The sequence below is a fragment of the Flavobacterium sp. genome, from assembly GCF_046293665.1.
Classification (GTDB): domain Bacteria; phylum Bacteroidota; class Bacteroidia; order Flavobacteriales; family Flavobacteriaceae; genus Flavobacterium.
Genome location: NZ_JBKBOL010000002.1, coordinates 219,118 through 235,822, shown reverse-complemented (window position 1 = coordinate 235,822; position 16,705 = coordinate 219,118). Strand labels below are relative to the sequence as shown.

Sequence of the window (16,705 nt, the reverse complement as noted above, 5' to 3'; positions counted from 1 at the left end):
GTTAGTTATTCCGCAAACTTCTTAATTATTTCTTAAATAAACAAATATTACTTCGGAATAATACAATTTATTTGTGTTAAAAAAAGTTCGCGATGAAGTTGGCGCCAACAACTCAACATTTAATTGATGCCAATTATTGTATAAGGTTGCGTGAGTTTTTATATTTTTATCAAAATTAATTTTTATGTTAAAATTAAGATTCTCCTCAAGCACTTTTGAATGCGGTACTGACGAAGCCGGAAGAGGCTGTTTGGCCGGACCTGTTACCGCTGCCGCCATAATTTTACCTGAGAACTTTAAACTCGATTTGCTAAACGATTCTAAACAACTTTCAGAAAAAATAAGAGAGCAATTAAAACCTCTAATTGAAGTACAAGCCGTAAGCTTTAGCGTGACTCACATTGACCACACTGTCATAGATAAAATCAACATCTTGAACGCTTCAATAAAAGCCATGCAAGAATGCATTCTCAAACTAGAACCATTACCTAATTATATTATAATAGATGGGAATCGATTTAAACCAATTAATGAGATTCCTTACACCACTATTGTCAAAGGCGACAGCAAATACCTCAGTATAGCTGCTGCCTCGGTTTTGGCCAAAACTTATCGAGATGAATTCATGAATACAATTCACGAAGAATTTCCTATGTACAATTGGAAAAAAAACAAAGGCTATCCAACCACAGAACACAGAGAAGCCATAAGAAAATATGGCGTAAGTAAATACCACCGAATGTCTTTTCGCTTACTACCGGAACAATTAAAATTAGATTTTTAAATAAAAACGGAATCAAAAAGCACTGAGAAATGTTTGGCTATTTTTGCTTTTACTTCTTCTTCCGCTATTTCTCTCCCTAATTCTACATGAAGTGATGTTACAGCCTTTCCTTTTATACCGCAAGGGATAATATTATCAAAGTAGCCCAAATTAGCATTAACGTTTAAAGCAAAACCATGCATAGTTACCCATCGACTGGCACGAACACCCATAGCACAAATCTTTCGAGCAAATGGTGTACCGACACCTAACCAAACACCGGTTTCTCCTTCGCTTCTTGTACCTATTATATCATATTCCGCTAAAGTCAGAATAATAACTTCCTCTAAGAATCTTAAATACTTGTGAATATCAGTAAAGAAATTTTCTAAATCCAAAATTGGATAGCCTACAATTTGTCCCGGACCGTGATAAGTGATATCACCGCCGCGATTAATTTTATAAAAAGTAGCGCCTTTGGCTTCTAATTGCTTTTCGGAAAGCAACAAATTAGACATGTCACCACTTTTTCCTAAAGTATACACATGTGGATGCTCAACAAAAAGGAAATAATTGGGCGTTACCAAATCAGGATTGTTTCTTTTTTGAATTTTGATGTCGACAATTTCCTTGAAAAGTGCTTCTTGATAATCCCAAGTATCTTTATAATCTTTATTTCCTAAATCCTGAAGTTGTATTTGTCTGTTCATTTTTGAATTGCAAAATGCAAAGTTACAAAGTTTACCAGTTAACTCGACGTTAATCTTTAGGCCCGGTTGCAATGAAAATCCTCGAAGAGATTGTAATGAAAAACGGGAAAATGGTTTACTGACTATGCCCAAACCTTTCGCTCCAAAACATCAAAATCATTTTCAAATTATCAAATTGTCACATTTTCAAATTATCCCTATCTTTGCACGCTTAAATACAATACGATATGCAACTTTCGGAACAAGAAATCATCAGAAGAGAAAAACTAAACGCCTTGCGCGAATTAGGCATTAACCCTTATCCGGCGGATTTATTCCCTGTGGATCATACTTCCAAACAGGTTAAGGAAAACTTTGAAGAAGGAAAGAAGGTGGTGTTGGCCGGTCGAATGATGAGTGACAGAGACATGGGAAAAGCTTCCTTTGTAGAGTTGCAAGACAGCGAAGGCAGAATTCAGTTGTATTTTAATCGTGATGTACTTTGTCCGGGTGAAGACAAGACTTTATACACTCAAGTTTTTAGAAAATTAACTGACTTAGGTGATTTTATAGGCATTGAAGGCGAAATGTTTTTGACGAAAGTAGGTGAGAAATCAGTCCGTGTTGACAAATTCACTTTCCTGAGCAAAACTTTACGCCCGTTGCCGTTACCAAAAAAAGATGAGGAAGGAAACGTACACGATGCATTTAACGATGCTGAATTGCGATACAGAATGCGTTACGTAGATTTAGTAGTCAATCCGCATGTGAAAGAAGTCTTTATCAAAAGAACCAAATTATTCACGGCGATGCGTAACTTTTTCAACGCAGCCGGTTATATGGAAGTGGAAACCCCGGTGTTGCAATCCATTGCCGGCGGTGCAGCAGCGCGTCCGTTTATTACGCACCACAACAGTTTGGACATTCCTTTATACATGAGAATTGCCAACGAATTATATTTAAAGAGATTAATAGTCGGCGGTTTTGACGGTGTGTATGAATTCTCAAAAAACTTCAGAAATGAAGGGATGGACCGAACACACAATCCGGAATTTACGGCTATGGAAATTTATGTTTCCTATAAAGATTACAATTGGATGATGGAATTTGCCGAAAACTTATTGGAGTATTGTGCCAAGGAAGTCAACGGAACGACAGAAGCCATTTTTGGAGAACACAAAGTCAATTTCAAAGCGCCTTATGCCAGAGTTACCATGACGGATGCGATCAAGCAATTTACCGGTTTTGATATTTCGGGAAAAAGCGAAGCAGAAATTTTTACTGCTGCTCGTGGAATGGGTATAGAAGTTGATGAAACAATGGGCAAAGGCAAATTAATCGATGAGATTTTTGGAGCTAAATGCGAAGGCAACTTTATCCAACCGACTTTCATTACCGATTATCCTAAGGAAATGTCTCCACTTTGTAAAGAACACCGAGACAATCCTGAATTGACGGAACGTTTCGAGTTGATGGTTTGCGGAAAAGAAATCGCCAATGCCTATTCAGAATTAAATGACCCAATTGACCAAAGAGCACGTTTTGAAGCGCAATTGCAATTGGCAGAACGTGGTGATGATGAAGCAACTCAGTTTATTGACAACGACTTTTTAAGAGCTTTAGAATACGGAATGCCGCCAACTTCCGGTATGGGAATTGGAATGGACCGATTGATTATGTTCTTGACAAATAACGCATCAATTCAGGAAGTGCTTTTCTTCCCACAAATGCGTCCGGAGAAAAAACAATTGGATTTAACCGAAGACGAGAAAGTAATCATTGGTTTATTAAAAATCGAAAACAACCAAGCTTTGGGACAGTTGAAAGAGCAATCCCAATTGAGCGGCAAAAAATGGGATGCCGCGATCAAAGGCTTAGCCAAGCATGGCTTAACTAAAGTAGTTGTTGACGGCGATAACAAAACGGTGGTTTTGAACTAATATAAAGGAACTCAATGGAGTTCCTTTTTTTTTAAAAAGTTATGTTAACGTTTAAACCTTTTAGAATTACTGGCGTCCTATCAGTATAATTTTAAAAAAATCAAAAAATGAAAAATGTATTTTTAGCCCTATTATTGTTTGTTGGTATAACTGCAATGGCACAAGAAAAAAAAGAAAGAAAACCTGAAAGAGAAAAGCTAACCAAAGAACAAAAAGTTGATTTACAGGTAAAGAAAATGACCCAAGAATTGAGTCTGAATGAGAAGCAAGTAAAAGAAGTAAAAGCGATTGTCACCAAACAAGTGGAGAAAAGAGAAGCCAAGAGAACTGAAATGGAGGCCAAAAAAGCGGAGATGAAAGCCAAGAATGCTGAAAAAAGAGCCGAAATGAAAGCTAAAGTGGCTGAAGAACAAGCAGCAGTTGCCGCCGAAATGAAAAAAATCTTAACTGCTGAACAATTCTCTAAATGGGAAAAAAACCGTGAAGAGAAAAAAGACAAGATGATCGAAAAAATAAAAGACAGAAGAAGTAATAAGGAATTTAAAAAAATTGAAGAAGATAAATAAAAATAAATTTTGAGTTTACAACAAAATAAATTAGTTTTGGAGTCACTATTCTTCTAAAATTCAAAAAAATGAAAAAATTTATTGCTGCTTTAACATTATTGTTAGCATTTAGTATAAATGCGAATGCACAAGACAAAAAAGAGTTAACCTCTGCCGAAAAAGGTAAAAAAGAAGCTGTAGCTTTGTCTGAATACCTACAATTAAACGAAACAATGACTGCTGATTTTGAGAGATTGTTTGAACAAAAACACAGAACACTTGAAGACAAAACTTTATCTCAAGAGAGAAGAGCAGAACTTTCAAGAATCGTTGAAATGAAAATTAGAGCAACTTTGTCTGATGCACAGATGGAGAAATTAACAGCCAATAAAGATTTATTCAAATCATTAATTACAAATGAATAATTTCTAATAACAATAAAAAAAGTCCTTTCTAACGAAAGGACTTTTTTTTATAACGTTTGGGCTACTTTATGAATTGCATTAATGGTAAAATCTAAATCTTCGTAAGTCAAAGCATCGGTTATAAACCAAGTTTCATAAGCCGATGGCGCAATATAAATTCCTTCGTTTAATAGTCCGTGGAAAAACTTCTTAAAAGTTTCATTATCGCCGTTTTTAGCTGTTTTAAAATCAACCACAGGATTTGAGTCGAAATGCACAGAAATCATAGAACCTACGCAGTTAATTGTAAATATGATATTATTATCTTTTAATACTTTATCTATTCCTTTGTGCAAATAGGCAGTTTTCTCTTCTAATCTTTTAAAAATATCCGAATCACTATCCAACGCTTCTAACATCGCCAATCCGGCAGCCATTGCTAATGGATTTCCTGACAAGGTTCCGGCTTGATAAACCGGTCCGAGTGGTGCTAAATAATTCATAATTTCGTTTCGGGCGGCAAAAGCTCCAACGGGTAATCCACCACCAATTACCTTTCCAAAACAAACAATATCAGCAGTTACTCCATATAATTCTTGAGCTCCGCCTTTGGCCAAACGAAAGCCAGTCATGACTTCGTCAAAAATCAACAATGCACCATTATCATCACAAAGTTCACGAAGTGATTGTAAAAAACCTTCTTTAGGAGGCACACATCCCATGTTTCCTGCAACTGGTTCAATAATGATAGCGCCGATTTCATTTTTATTGGCTTCGAATAAAGCTTTTACATTTTCTAAATCGTTGTAATCCGCTAACAAAGTATCTTTTGCTGTTCCTTGAGTAACCCCTGGACTGTTAGACACACCAAATGTACTAAGTCCGCTTCCGGCAGCAATTAAAAAAGAATCTGAATGACCATGATAGCATCCGGAAAACTTGATGATCTTATCTCTTTTTGTATAACCCCTAGCCAGTCGAATAGCACTCATACAAGCTTCGGTTCCTGAGTTCACAAAACGAATTTTATCAATATTAGGCACCATAGAAATAGCCAACTGAGCAATTTTGGTTTCTAATTCGGTTGGCATTCCAAATGAAGTTCCTTTTTTAGCTCTCTCAATTACGGCATCTACTACAGGTTGAAAAGCGTGACCTAAAATCATTGGACCCCAAGAATTGATATAATCTATTAGTCGGTTATCATCCTCATCATACAAGTAAGCTCCTTTGGCACTTTTGGCAAAAATTGGCGTTCCACCTACACCTTTAAACGCTCTCACCGGAGAATTTACACCACCCGGAATTACTTTTTCAGCTTCAGTAAATAACTGACTGCTTCTTTGGTATATCATATCTTAAATTAGAATTTATTTGGAATTTATTTAACGATAATAGTTTGCCCCAAAGACAATGAATTATCAGTCATATTATTTTTTCTCTTTAATTCTTCTATCGAAATATTGAATTTTTTAGACAACGAATACAAAGTATCCCCTTTTACTACAGTATATTTTTCAGCATCTTCCGTGTATGCAATTTCTTTCTTGGTAATAACTACCGGTGCATAATCTTTACCCAAAACTTCGGCGTCATATTTACTTAATTGATACCGTTCAATCAAACCGATAAGTTTCTCCGGATACTTGGGATCAGTAGCGTAACCGGCAGCTTTTAATCCTTTAGCCCAAGCTGCATAATCGCTTTTTCCTAATTGGAACAAGGAAGCATATCTAGGACGACTGGTTAAAAAATAAGAATGGTCTTGAAATGAACCGCTAGGATCGTCATACTTTCTGAAACACTCGTTTTCTTCATCATCGGTATATCTGATACTTGGCCCAGTCCATTCTTTGTGACATTTGATGCCAAAATGATTATTAGCCTGCATACTTAGTGGACCTGTTCCGGCACCTGATTCTAAGATAGCTTGACCAAGCGTAATACTGGCAGGAATTCCGCTCTTCACCATGTTTTCTTTGGCGACACCTTTGTATCGGTCAATATATGCCAAAACCATTTCAGTAGTCACTTTGACTCTGGTTGTAGCTTCTAAAACAACCGTAGAACCGGAATTATTTGAAGTAGCTGTACTTGATTTTTGAGCAACAGTCTCAGTAGATTTTGGTTGATTTGGCCTGTAAATCGGCTTTTTAACCCTTTGCGCCACCGGAGCACTTGCTTTTCTGGGATCGGGTTTTGAAGTTCTGACTACCGATTGGTTTGAGCTACAAGAAGCCACAACAATCATAAGGATTAATAAAAAAAGTTTCTTAATCATATGTTCTAATTTCGATTTGGTTTTTTTGTTTTAACAAGCGGTTCATGCCTTCAATTCCTTGCAAACCGCCAGTGTGAATCATTAGAATTTTTGAGCCTTTGGGAAACCACTTTTTTTCGATTAAATCCAAAACTCCAAAAACCATTTTTCCAGTATAAATAGGATCTAAAAGGATTTGATATTTTTGATGAAAATCATTTATAAATTTCACTAATTCCTCAGTGACTTTACCATAACCGCCAAAATGATACCCTGTGACCAATTCCCAATTTTGATTTCGAACAAATTTACGAATATCTTCTATTAAAAAGTCACCTTTCAGAGCGGGAAATCCTAAAACTTGTTGACTATGTTTTGAACAATTGATAAGACCCGAAATTGTCCCTCCGGTTCCTACTGCACAGCAGACATAATCAAATTCAACATCAGCTTCAGTTAAAATCTCCTCACAGCCTTTTATGGCTAAATCATTTGTTCCGCCTTCAGGCAAAAGATAAAAATTACCGAACTTTTGCTCTAATTTTAGTTTAAAATCTTGGCTGTTTTTTTCTCTGTAAAGATCTCGCGAGATGAACTCAAAAACCATTCCGAAATCTCGGGCTTTTTGTAAGGTTGGATTCAGTTCAACCTGGTCAAACAACTCATCACCTCTAATTACACCAATGGTTTTAAAACCATTCTCTTTTCCGGCCGCAGCGACGGCTAAAATATGATTGGAATAAGCACCCCCAAAAGTGAGCAATGTGACCCTATTTTCTGCTTTGGCTAGCACCAAATTATACTTCAGTTTTCTAAATTTATTGCCAGAAATGTTGGGATGTAACAAATCTTCGCGTTTGATATAAAGCGAATAATCAAGGTTTCCGATTTCAATTTTTTGATTGTAACTTTCCAAAAAAAGTAATTTTGGCAAAAGTAACAAACACAATTGTCACTACACAAAAAAAGCGATTATAAATCGCTTTTAAAATTCCTTATTGGTTAGAAATTATAATTTTTTGTGATAGCTTTCGATTATCATTGGTCACAACCTCAACCAAATAAACAGCCCCGGCCAAACCACTGGTAGAAAACTGATAATTACTTTGAACTCCTAAACGTTGTTTGTCGAAAATTTGTTTTCCGGTAATATCATATAATTTAACCGATTTTAAATCTAAATCGTTTGGATTTGAAACCATAAGTGTTTGGGCATTATTGTTTTGAACGATAACCAAATCCGATTTAATATTTGACTCACCACCTAAATTAGTATCTTTAAAGGTAATTTCGAATCGATCGTTATAAGTTCCGGTTGGCAAAACCACTTCATATGTATTGTTTTTAATATCGTGATAGCTGTTGTTTAGCGCATCATACATGAAAACATCTTGCGCTTCATTAAAGTTTGAAATCATTGAAGCATCAAACTTGAAAGTTGAATTATTGGTAGATTTTACACCCACCGGAATTCTTTTGTTCACATCAAAAGCTACCCCTTGAATAACATATTTACTATTGTCTAAGAAGAAGTAAACATCATTTGGAATGGCTTCGTCAACAGGCGATTTAGCATCAATTCCCCTATCTATACCGTCTGTTGCTTCAGGCATTAAAACTAAGGCGATTTGTCTGGTAAATTGATTGTTCATAATGGTATTCAAACGTATTTGAGACACCTCATTTATCGGTTCAGATTGACTAACATTACTTTGATTATTTGCATTTCTTTCAAACTGAGAATAAGCATCTGCTTCTTTATAAAAAGCTCTATGACTGTTTTTTATAGTCACTGCAGTTGGCGTACCTACATTTCCTTTTACCATAAACCCTTGCCCTATAGGAGCATATTTTCTTTGAATGTTTAATCCGGAATTTGAACCGGCAGTATTTAAAGTTCCATCAATATTATAGGAACTATATGTAGCAGGAACATAAACACCATACTGAGTTGGACTAGTGCTGATTGGCGAATAAGTTCCGTATCCTCCGCGATATGCCAACAAAGCATGAGAATTTACTGTTTTATCATGCTCCCAATAATAGGCTATTCCTGTACAATCTGCATTAGATGAATCAAGCAAAAACGCATTTACATGTAATGCTGACGGATAGGGATTTCCCGTTAACGTAAAATTATCGGCACCTACATTAACGGTTATATTTCCATCATTCGGTTTACCTCTAAAATCATATCGTTGGGCTCCTCCAGGGTTATTAACTGTTGATTCGCCAACATTGGTATTGTCAGTTCCACTGGTTCCTTTCATTGTAAACCCTTGTCCGGCAGCAATATCTGTATTTGCCTGAGAATGAATCCATTGTGAATAGTTTGCGCTTGATAAAAATTTCCAAACCCAATAAGTTGCAATTGACAATGAACCATTAGAAGACAAGCCATCATAACTTGAAGAAAGTAATGTAGCCGGATTACTATTGGTTACTGTAGATGGAACGTGAATCATAGAAATTCCGAAGTTTTCATTACCTGATGAAGCCGAGGCATTACCGACCGGAGAACACCAATAATTATAATCATAATTATCAGAAGTTCCTTCTTGAAAAACAGACAAGACTCCGGCACCTTTATTTTGTGATGAACCTGTTGTCCCTTGTAAAAGTTGCGCTTCGTTTCTCAGGTAAATATTTCCATTACTTTGAAGATTTGTATCTTGATTTACAAAAACATAAGTGTCTTTAACATATATATATGTATTGGTACTAACATACAACTGTGCGAAACAATTACCTAATCCTACAATAATTAACGCAATTGAAAATATAATTTTTTTTATAGTCATTTTCTTATGATTCATAATGCTCTATCAGCCAGAGCGGTTATTGAACAAATGTAGTAGTTTTTTTTTAAATACTCAATACATAAATTTATGTAATTTTTACAATCAGTTCTACAATTAATTTGTTAAATATTTTTAATATTTGCCAAATATTATGCTTTTTATTAAAAGCATTCGTAATTTACATTAGATTTACCAACTGATTAAACACCACTAAACAAACTCTTTTATGAGGCAATCTTATTTTCCTATTCATACATCGCTTAATTTTCATAAGGTATTTTTTACGCTTTTAACAACGTTCATCTTAAGCAGTATTTCATACGCACAAACTACAATTATTTCCCCAACTGGAGATGGAGGTTTTGAAAACGCAACTGTAACCCTAGCAGCAAACAATTGGCTAGCAACAACATCTTCTGCAACCAGAAATCAATGGACTTGTGGCAATGGAAACAATGTATATCCTGGATTTTCTGGATCTAACTATGGTTATGTTACAAATGATACAGGAACAAAACCACATGCTTACACTATGAACACTGCCAGAACAACACATCTTTATAGAAGCGTAACAGTTCCCGCAGGAGAAAACAATATAACTTTGAGCTTCAGTTGGATTGGCCAAGGAGAATCGGGTCTTGATTTTATGAGAGTTTGGCTAGTACCTACAAGTTATACGCCAAGCTATGCAACACCAATCTCTGCAACAGGAAGCGCTCCTGCAGCAAGAGAACTAGTTGGAGCAGCAAGTTACTTTGGTCAAGCAACGTGGACTACAACAAGTTTTTCATTACCTACATCATGCGCAGGAAGTACATTCACTTTAGTTTTCGAATGGATAAACAACAATAGCGGAGGAACCAATCCTCCTGCCGGAATAGATGATATTTCACTTGTTTCCTCAGCGCCAACTTCTTGCATAGCCCCAGGCCAGGCTTCAGCTTACACACCGGGAACTAATACTTCAGCTACTTTACCGGCTACTTTTACAGGTAGTGCCAATGGCTATTTGGTAATACAATCAACATCAAGCACACCTCCGTCACAACCTATGGATGGCACTACTTATTCAACCGCTAATATTGGCACGCTTGGTAGTGGCTTAAATTTTATACAATCAAGCAATTCAACTACTATACCGGGAACTGGTTTAACGGGTAACACACAATATTATTACTATATTTTTGCTTATAACAACACTAGTTGTACCGGCGGTCCGGTTTATGCTACCGGCGGTCCTTTGGCAGGTACCGGCATTACTTGTCCCACTATCCCAAACTCCGTGACCGTAACAGGAACGACTGCGAGTGGTTTTACCTTAAATTGGGCAATACCTACCGGAGGAACTGCCTCAGCAATCACATACACTGTTCAAATCACAACTGATTCAGGCTATACTTCCAACATCAGCGGATCCCCTTTTACAGTTTCTGCCCCTACTGTGTCTTATGCTATATCAGGTTTATCTGCCAGCACTACTTACTACTACAGAATTTTAGCCAGCAATGGTTGCAGTAGCGCGTTTGTCAGCTCGAGTACTACAACTTCAGCGGCGAGTATCTGTTCAAGCGGCGCTAATATTACTTCCTGCGGAACCACAATCAACGCAACCATAGCCTCAGGAACTGGCGCCTATAGCACTTCTGCCTGTGGTTATTCAACACCTGGCAGAGAACAATTTTATACATTTACACCAAGCACAACTGGAACCTATACAATTGCTCAAACAAGCTCCTATGACTTTATTGATTATCAATACAAACCAGTTTCTTCTGGCTGTAGCGCTTCGGGATGGACGTGTATTGATGATATCTGGGGAAGCGGAACAAGCCCGTCATTTACTCTTAATGCCGGAGTACAATATTATATTTTATTAGATCCTGAAAGTACAGGCGGAGGAAATGTTAGCTTTTCTATTACTTGTCCGCCACCGCCAGTGACCAATGACGAACCTTGTAACGCAAGTTCCTTAACCGCAAGTTCCTCTTGTAGCTATGCAACATATACAACACTAGGAGCAACAGCAACTACAGGAGTTCCTGCACCAGGTTGCGCCAGTTATTCTGGCAACGATGTTTGGTTTAGCATTATAGTGCCCTCCAATGGAATTCTAGAAATCGACACCAATTCAGGCGGAATAACCGATAGCGGAATGGCAGCCTATTCCGGAACTTGTAGTGGCTTAACACTAATTGAATGTGATGATGACGATGGTATAGGCCTAATGTCCTACTTATCATTGAGCGGATTAACACCCGGAAGCACCATCTACATCAGAGTTTGGGAATTTGGCAATGACAATAATGGTACTTTTGGAATTTGTGCAACCAGTCCATTGCCTCCCATCAATAATGATTGCAATGCTCCTACAACTTTAACAGTTAACAGTGGTGAAACCTGTACTACAAGCACTAGCGGAACTACTTATGGCGCTACCCAATCATTAGTAGGTTGCAATGGAACAGCCGATGACGATGTATGGTATCAATTTACAGCCAATGGCACCCGCCAAACGATAACCGTCACTCCCGGAACCGCTAGCAATATGGTTTTCGAAGTATTCAGCGGTTCTTGTGGTAGCTTGACTAGTCTAGCCTGTATAAATGCCACTACCGGAAGCGCGATAGAATCGACTATTTTGAATGGTCTAACATCAGGAATAACTTATTTTGTTAGGGTTTACACTCACGGTTCAACTTCCACCGGAACTTTCAACATTTGTATCGCTACGCCTTGTAATACTGGAAACGGAATTGGAACAACTACTTTAGGTTGTCCTAATGTTTTAGCTGGAGGATTAGGACTCAATGGCCTCGACCATGCCACAATGAGTTGTACTGCTCCCGCATGCGTAGATTTAGAAGCTACTTATTTACAAATGTATCAAACCACAAACTATACTGTCAGCGCAATAACTTATGCTCCTCCTTATCAGTTTAGTTGTTTGACCAATGCCGTAAGTGTAAATGTTGATGATGTTTGGTCTCCAACGATAACGCTACCGTTTAACTTCTGTTTTTATGGTAATTCTTATTCTTCTTGTATCATTGGATCGAATGGAATGCTATCTTTTAATACCGCCAATGCGGGATTTGGCTCAGGGTACTCATTTAGTAATGATTTGCCTAGTACAACTGGTGCACTTTTCGCCAATACCATTTATGGCGTTTACCATGACATTGACCCAAGTAAAGGAGGAAAAGTAGGCTATGAGCTAATTACTTTAAATACCGGATGTAGAGCTTTAGTAGCCTCATGGAGTGACGTTCCAATGTTTTCCGATAATAGCATTCTGTATACAGGAATGATGGTTTTATATGAAAACACAAATATTATTGATGTATACATCAAAGAGAAAAGAATAGACAATAACAATGTTTCACCGTGGAATGGCGGAAATGCTATAGTTGGTATTCAAAATGCTGCCGGGAATGCTGCCGTTGTTGCCCCAAACAGAAATGGTTTAAGCACCAATTGGACAGCCACGAATGAAGCTTGGAGATTTACGCCTTCTGGACCATCAATAGCCTCCATAAAATGGTTTGAAGGCTCTGGCACAACCGGAACTCAACTCTCTACTAACAATATTCTCAACGTTTGTCCCTTAGCCACAACTACATACACAGCAGAAGTAACTTACACTTTATGCAATGGTACAACTGTGAAATTAACTGACGAAACAACCGTAACAGTAACTGGTGGTAAAGTTTGGAATGGCTCAGTAGATACTGATTGGAATAAACCGGCAAACTGGACGCCTAACACCTCAATACCTAACAGTACTGATTGTGTTTTTATACCAAATACCACTAACAAACCTTTGGTTTCAGGCACGAGTTATAATGCCTTAGCGGGAACATTAACCATATTCGCAAATGCCTTATTGACAATAAACTCCAACAACAGCATAACTGTGACCAATTGGGTAAACGTTCAAAGCAATGGAACTTTTTTGATCAACAACAGTGCAAGTTTAGTTCAAGTAAATAATGACGTAAATACTGGCAACATTATTTATAAACGTGATGCCTTTATCAGAAGTCTCGATTATGTCTATTGGTCATCACCTGTAGCCGGCTTCAATGTGAGTAATATCGCTTCCCCACTAACATCATGGGGAATTTATAAATGGAATACAACTATAGCCAACCCTAACGGTGGTCAAGGCAACTGGGAAAGTGCCGCCGGAAACACAATGATAGCCGGAAAAGGATATATTGCCAGCGGGCCATCCACCTTCAGTTCTTCAACTGCTGCTACCTTAAACGGTGTTTTCACCGGAGTACCTAACAATGGAAATATAACCATATCGATTGAAAGAGGAAGCGATACCAATACCGCATTACATTACGGAACCAATGGCGCTCAAATAACCAACTATAGTGACAATTGGAATTTACTAGGAAACCCTTACCCATCAGCGATTCGAGGCAGTCAATTTTTATATGACAACAACACTAAAATCATGGGTAATATAAGACTGTGGACTCATGGAACTTTACCTGCTGTTATCTCAAGCCCTTTTTATAATTCTTTTATATACAATTACAGTCCGGGAGATTATTTGACGTATAATTTCACAGGAACTAGTTGTTGTCCTACTGCTGATGCCGATTTATTTATTGGCTCCGGTCAAGGCTTCTTTATACAAATGATTGATGGAACTGCAGCAACAGACAACATCACTTTTACCAATAGTTTAAGAAGCGCCAATTACAGCAATAGTTCCTTTTACAGATTCTCAAACACTGACACAAATTCAGGAGGTAATAATGTTGAAAATTTAGAACGAAACAGAATTTGGCTAGATATCATTAACACTAATGGTCAATCAGAAAGAACTTTATTTGGTTATATTCAAGAGGCCACCATGGGTGATGATCATTTCTTCGATTGCAAAACACAAAATTCGGGAAGTCTACAAATCTACTCTCTAGTCGATAATAGCTTGTATAACATTCAAGGACGTGCCTTGCCATTTGATATTTATGATGAAGTGCCAATTGGAGTAAACATTCCAACTACTGGAAATCACACCATAGCCCTAGCAGCTATAGATGGCTTATTCAATGAACAAGACATTTATTTAAAAGATAATTTATTGAATATTACTCACAATTTAAAAACAAGTCCTTATCAATTTGTGGCTTCTACCGGTTCAATTAACAACCGATTCAAAGTAGTTTATATTAATACCTCTCTTGGAAACCCTGACTTTAACATCAACAATAACGTAAGAGTGGTAATTAAAGATAATGTAAGCATAAGCACTAATAATCTTTATATGGAGTCCATCATTGTTTACAATCTTTTAGGGCAAAAACTAGACACATATAATAATATCAACACCAATTATTTCACGCTTTCAAACCTAAGAAAAAATAATGCAGGCTTGTTGTTAAAAATAAAATTACAAACCGGTGAAACTGTAATCCGAAAAATAATTTACTAATTTTTTTTATTTGTCAAAAACAAGAAAGGTCTTCTTTAACGAAGACTTTTCTTGTTACAAAGAAGCAATCATTACCTTTTGAACAATCCTATTTTTATTATTTGCAATAACTTCCACCAAATAAACACCATGGCTAAATCCACTGGTTGAAAACTGATGGTTTTCTTGTGAGCCTATATTTTTTTTGCTAAAAATCAGCTTTCCACTTAAATCATAAAAGTTAACCGAACTCAATGCCGCTAAATTCGGATTAGAAATGGTCAGTATTTGCAAGCTGTTGTCTTGAAAAACAACAATATTTGATTTAACATTATTATCGCTATTTAGAGAATTGTCTTTGAACGTAATCTCAAATCGATTGTTATGTATTCCGGTTGGTAAAACCATTTCATAAGTGCTATTTCTAATCTCATGATAAGATTCGTTTTGTGCATCATAGAGATAAATTGGCTGGGCTTCATCAATATGTAAAACCTGAGAAGCATCAAACTTAAAAGAGGCATTATTAGTTGATTTTATCCCTAAAGAAATTCTTTTATCAACATCAAAAGCAACTCCTTGGATAACAAATTTTTCATTGTTCAATAAGAAATACACATCATTTGGAACGTTGCTATCTACCGGACTTTTAGCATCAATCCCAACATCAACCCCATCCGTCGCCGTTGGCACTAAAGCTAATGCGATTTGACTAGTATGCTGGTTGTTCATTACCGTACTGATGCGAATTTGAGGAACACTAATTACTTCATTAGTTTCGGAATTCAAATTATTCAACTGACGATGAAATTGCGAATAGTCGCCTTCTTTTTTATAAATGCGGTACTCATTTTTAAGCGTTAAATGTCCATCAAAAACGCCTTTTACCATAAAACCTTGTCCAATTGGCGCATACTTTCGTTCTATACTCAATTCTGATGAAACTCCAGCTGTATTTAACGTCCCGTCTGGATTATAAGTATTGTAAATTGCTGGGACATAAACGCCATTAGATTCTAAACTAATTGGAGAATAAGTACCATAACCTCCTTGATAATTTGCCAAAACATGTGAAGGAGCCGATTTATCTTGTTCCCAATAATAGGCCACACCATCACAAGCCGAATTAGATTCATCCAGTAAAAAAGCATTAACATGAAGCGCTGAAGGATAAGGATTTCCCGTTAAAGTAAAACCATTAGCAGCTACATTAACCGTAATGTTCCCATCATTAGGTTTTCCTCTGAAATCGTATCGCTGAGCATTTCCGACGTTATTTAACGAACTTTCTCCAACATCTGTTAAATCATATCCACTAGTGCCTTTCATAGTAAAACCTTGTCCTGCTGAAATATTGGAAGCTGATCCGGAATGAAACCATTGAGAATAACCGGATGAAGACAAAAATTTCCATATCCAATAACTGGCAATTGATAAAGTCCCTGTATTACAAAAACCATTCAAGCCACTATTCATCGTTGCCGGATTACTAACTGTCTTTGATATCGGTACATTCAACATGGTTATTCCAAAGTCTTCATTGCCCGAAATCGTTGAAGCATTACCTACTGGTGAACACCAATAATTGTAAAGAAAATTATTCGACGTTCCTTCTTGAAAAACAGATAGCTTTCCGGTTCCTTTATTAGTTGAGGCACCAGTAGTTCCTTGAAGTAATTGACCATTATTTCTCAAATATAGGTTGCTGGTTCCATCAAGTTCAATTTTTCCTTTCACATAAATTAACCGTCCGTTGTTGTATATATAGCTATTGTTGCTTACATAAAGCTGGGAAGTTGAAACAAAAGAAACAGATAAAAGCAATAGGGTAAGTAGGTTTTTCATAATATACTTTTTTAAGTTAAAAACTAA

At 36.9% G+C, this 16,705-nt stretch carries 11 protein-coding genes; 5 read left to right on the top strand and 6 right to left on the bottom strand.

Going from position 1 to position 16,705, the window contains the following annotated elements; translation table 11 throughout:
• Window positions 1-184: 184 nt before the first annotated feature.
• Window positions 185-784 (top strand): ribonuclease HII, encoded by a 600-nt coding sequence (locus ACK4R1_RS05495; protein ID WP_409684496.1) that lies wholly within the window; start codon window positions 185-187, stop codon window positions 782-784.
• On the opposite strand, the gene lipB is transcribed toward ACK4R1_RS05495, so the two are convergent.
• The gene (gene lipB, locus ACK4R1_RS05490; RefSeq protein WP_409684494.1) at window positions 781-1,473 is read right to left on the bottom strand and encodes a lipoyl(octanoyl) transferase LipB; all 693 of its coding nucleotides are present in this window, start codon (window positions 1,471-1,473) and stop codon (window positions 781-783) included. The genes ACK4R1_RS05495 and lipB overlap by 4 nt on opposite strands.
• A gap of 227 nt (window positions 1,474-1,700) precedes the next feature.
• Between lipB and lysS the strand changes: the two genes are divergently transcribed.
• From lysS to ACK4R1_RS05475, 3 genes are all read left to right on the top strand, one after another.
• Entirely contained in the window at window positions 1,701-3,392 is a 1,692-nt protein-coding gene (lysS, locus tag ACK4R1_RS05485) for a lysine--tRNA ligase (RefSeq protein ID WP_409684492.1), read from the top strand.
• A gap of 107 nt (window positions 3,393-3,499) precedes the next feature.
• Window positions 3,500-3,958, top strand: coding sequence for a hypothetical protein (locus ACK4R1_RS05480; protein WP_409684490.1), 459 nt, complete (start codon window positions 3,500-3,502; stop codon window positions 3,956-3,958).
• A 68-nt stretch (window positions 3,959-4,026) separates the two neighbouring features.
• Entirely contained in the window at window positions 4,027-4,362 is a 336-nt protein-coding gene (locus ACK4R1_RS05475; protein WP_409684488.1) for a hypothetical protein, read from the top strand.
• A gap of 47 nt (window positions 4,363-4,409) precedes the next feature.
• Here the strand turns inward: ACK4R1_RS05475 and hemL are convergent, their stop codons facing one another.
• From hemL to ACK4R1_RS05455, 4 genes are all read right to left on the bottom strand, one after another.
• Window positions 4,410-5,696, bottom strand: a complete 1,287-nt coding sequence (hemL, locus tag ACK4R1_RS05470) for a glutamate-1-semialdehyde 2,1-aminomutase (RefSeq protein ID WP_409684486.1) — start codon at window positions 5,694-5,696, stop codon at window positions 4,410-4,412.
• Between the two features lie 26 nt (window positions 5,697-5,722).
• Window positions 5,723-6,622, bottom strand: a complete 900-nt coding sequence (locus tag ACK4R1_RS05465) for a glucosaminidase domain-containing protein (RefSeq protein WP_409684484.1) — start codon at window positions 6,620-6,622, stop codon at window positions 5,723-5,725.
• Window positions 6,615-7,517: a 1-aminocyclopropane-1-carboxylate deaminase/D-cysteine desulfhydrase gene (locus ACK4R1_RS05460; RefSeq protein ID WP_409684482.1), complete on the bottom strand. Its 903-nt coding sequence runs from the start codon at window positions 7,515-7,517 to the stop codon at window positions 6,615-6,617. The genes ACK4R1_RS05465 and ACK4R1_RS05460 overlap by 8 nt, the downstream gene beginning before the upstream one ends.
• A gap of 79 nt (window positions 7,518-7,596) precedes the next feature.
• Entirely contained in the window at window positions 7,597-9,402 is a 1,806-nt protein-coding gene (locus ACK4R1_RS05455; protein WP_409684480.1) for a T9SS type A sorting domain-containing protein, read from the bottom strand.
• 226 nt (window positions 9,403-9,628) lie between these two features.
• On the opposite strand from ACK4R1_RS05455, the gene ACK4R1_RS05450 reads away from it, so the two are divergent.
• A complete protein-coding gene (locus tag ACK4R1_RS05450; protein WP_409684478.1) occupies window positions 9,629-14,854 on the top strand; it encodes a fibronectin type III domain-containing protein in 5,226 nt (1,741 codons plus the stop codon).
• Window positions 14,855-14,908: 54 nt separating this feature from the next.
• Here ACK4R1_RS05450 and ACK4R1_RS05445 read toward each other — a convergent pair whose 3' ends face one another.
• The gene (locus tag ACK4R1_RS05445) at window positions 14,909-16,678 is read right to left on the bottom strand and encodes a T9SS type A sorting domain-containing protein (RefSeq protein WP_409684476.1); all 1,770 of its coding nucleotides are present in this window, start codon (window positions 16,676-16,678) and stop codon (window positions 14,909-14,911) included.
• Window positions 16,679-16,705: the final 27 nt, after the last annotated feature.

Bases quoted from the DNA above. Each gene is read 5' to 3' on its own strand.
- ACK4R1_RS05495 (WP_409684496.1), top strand. From the start codon at position 185: ATGTTAAAATTAAGATTCTCCTCAAGCACTTTTGAATGCGGTACTGAC.
- lipB (WP_409684494.1), bottom strand. From the start codon at position 1,473: ATGAACAGACAAATACAACTTCAGGATTTAGGAAATAAAGATTATAAA.
- lysS (WP_409684492.1), top strand. From the start codon at position 1,701: ATGCAACTTTCGGAACAAGAAATCATCAGAAGAGAAAAACTAAACGCC.
- ACK4R1_RS05480 (WP_409684490.1), top strand. From the start codon at position 3,500: ATGAAAAATGTATTTTTAGCCCTATTATTGTTTGTTGGTATAACTGCA.
- ACK4R1_RS05475 (WP_409684488.1), top strand. From the start codon at position 4,027: ATGAAAAAATTTATTGCTGCTTTAACATTATTGTTAGCATTTAGTATA.
- hemL (WP_409684486.1), bottom strand. From the start codon at position 5,696: ATGATATACCAAAGAAGCAGTCAGTTATTTACTGAAGCTGAAAAAGTA.
- ACK4R1_RS05465 (WP_409684484.1), bottom strand. From the start codon at position 6,622: ATGATTAAGAAACTTTTTTTATTAATCCTTATGATTGTTGTGGCTTCT.
- ACK4R1_RS05455 (WP_409684480.1), bottom strand. From the start codon at position 9,402: ATGACTATAAAAAAAATTATATTTTCAATTGCGTTAATTATTGTAGGA.
- ACK4R1_RS05450 (WP_409684478.1), top strand. From the start codon at position 9,629: ATGAGGCAATCTTATTTTCCTATTCATACATCGCTTAATTTTCATAAG.
- ACK4R1_RS05445 (WP_409684476.1), bottom strand. From the start codon at position 16,678: ATGAAAAACCTACTTACCCTATTGCTTTTATCTGTTTCTTTTGTTTCA.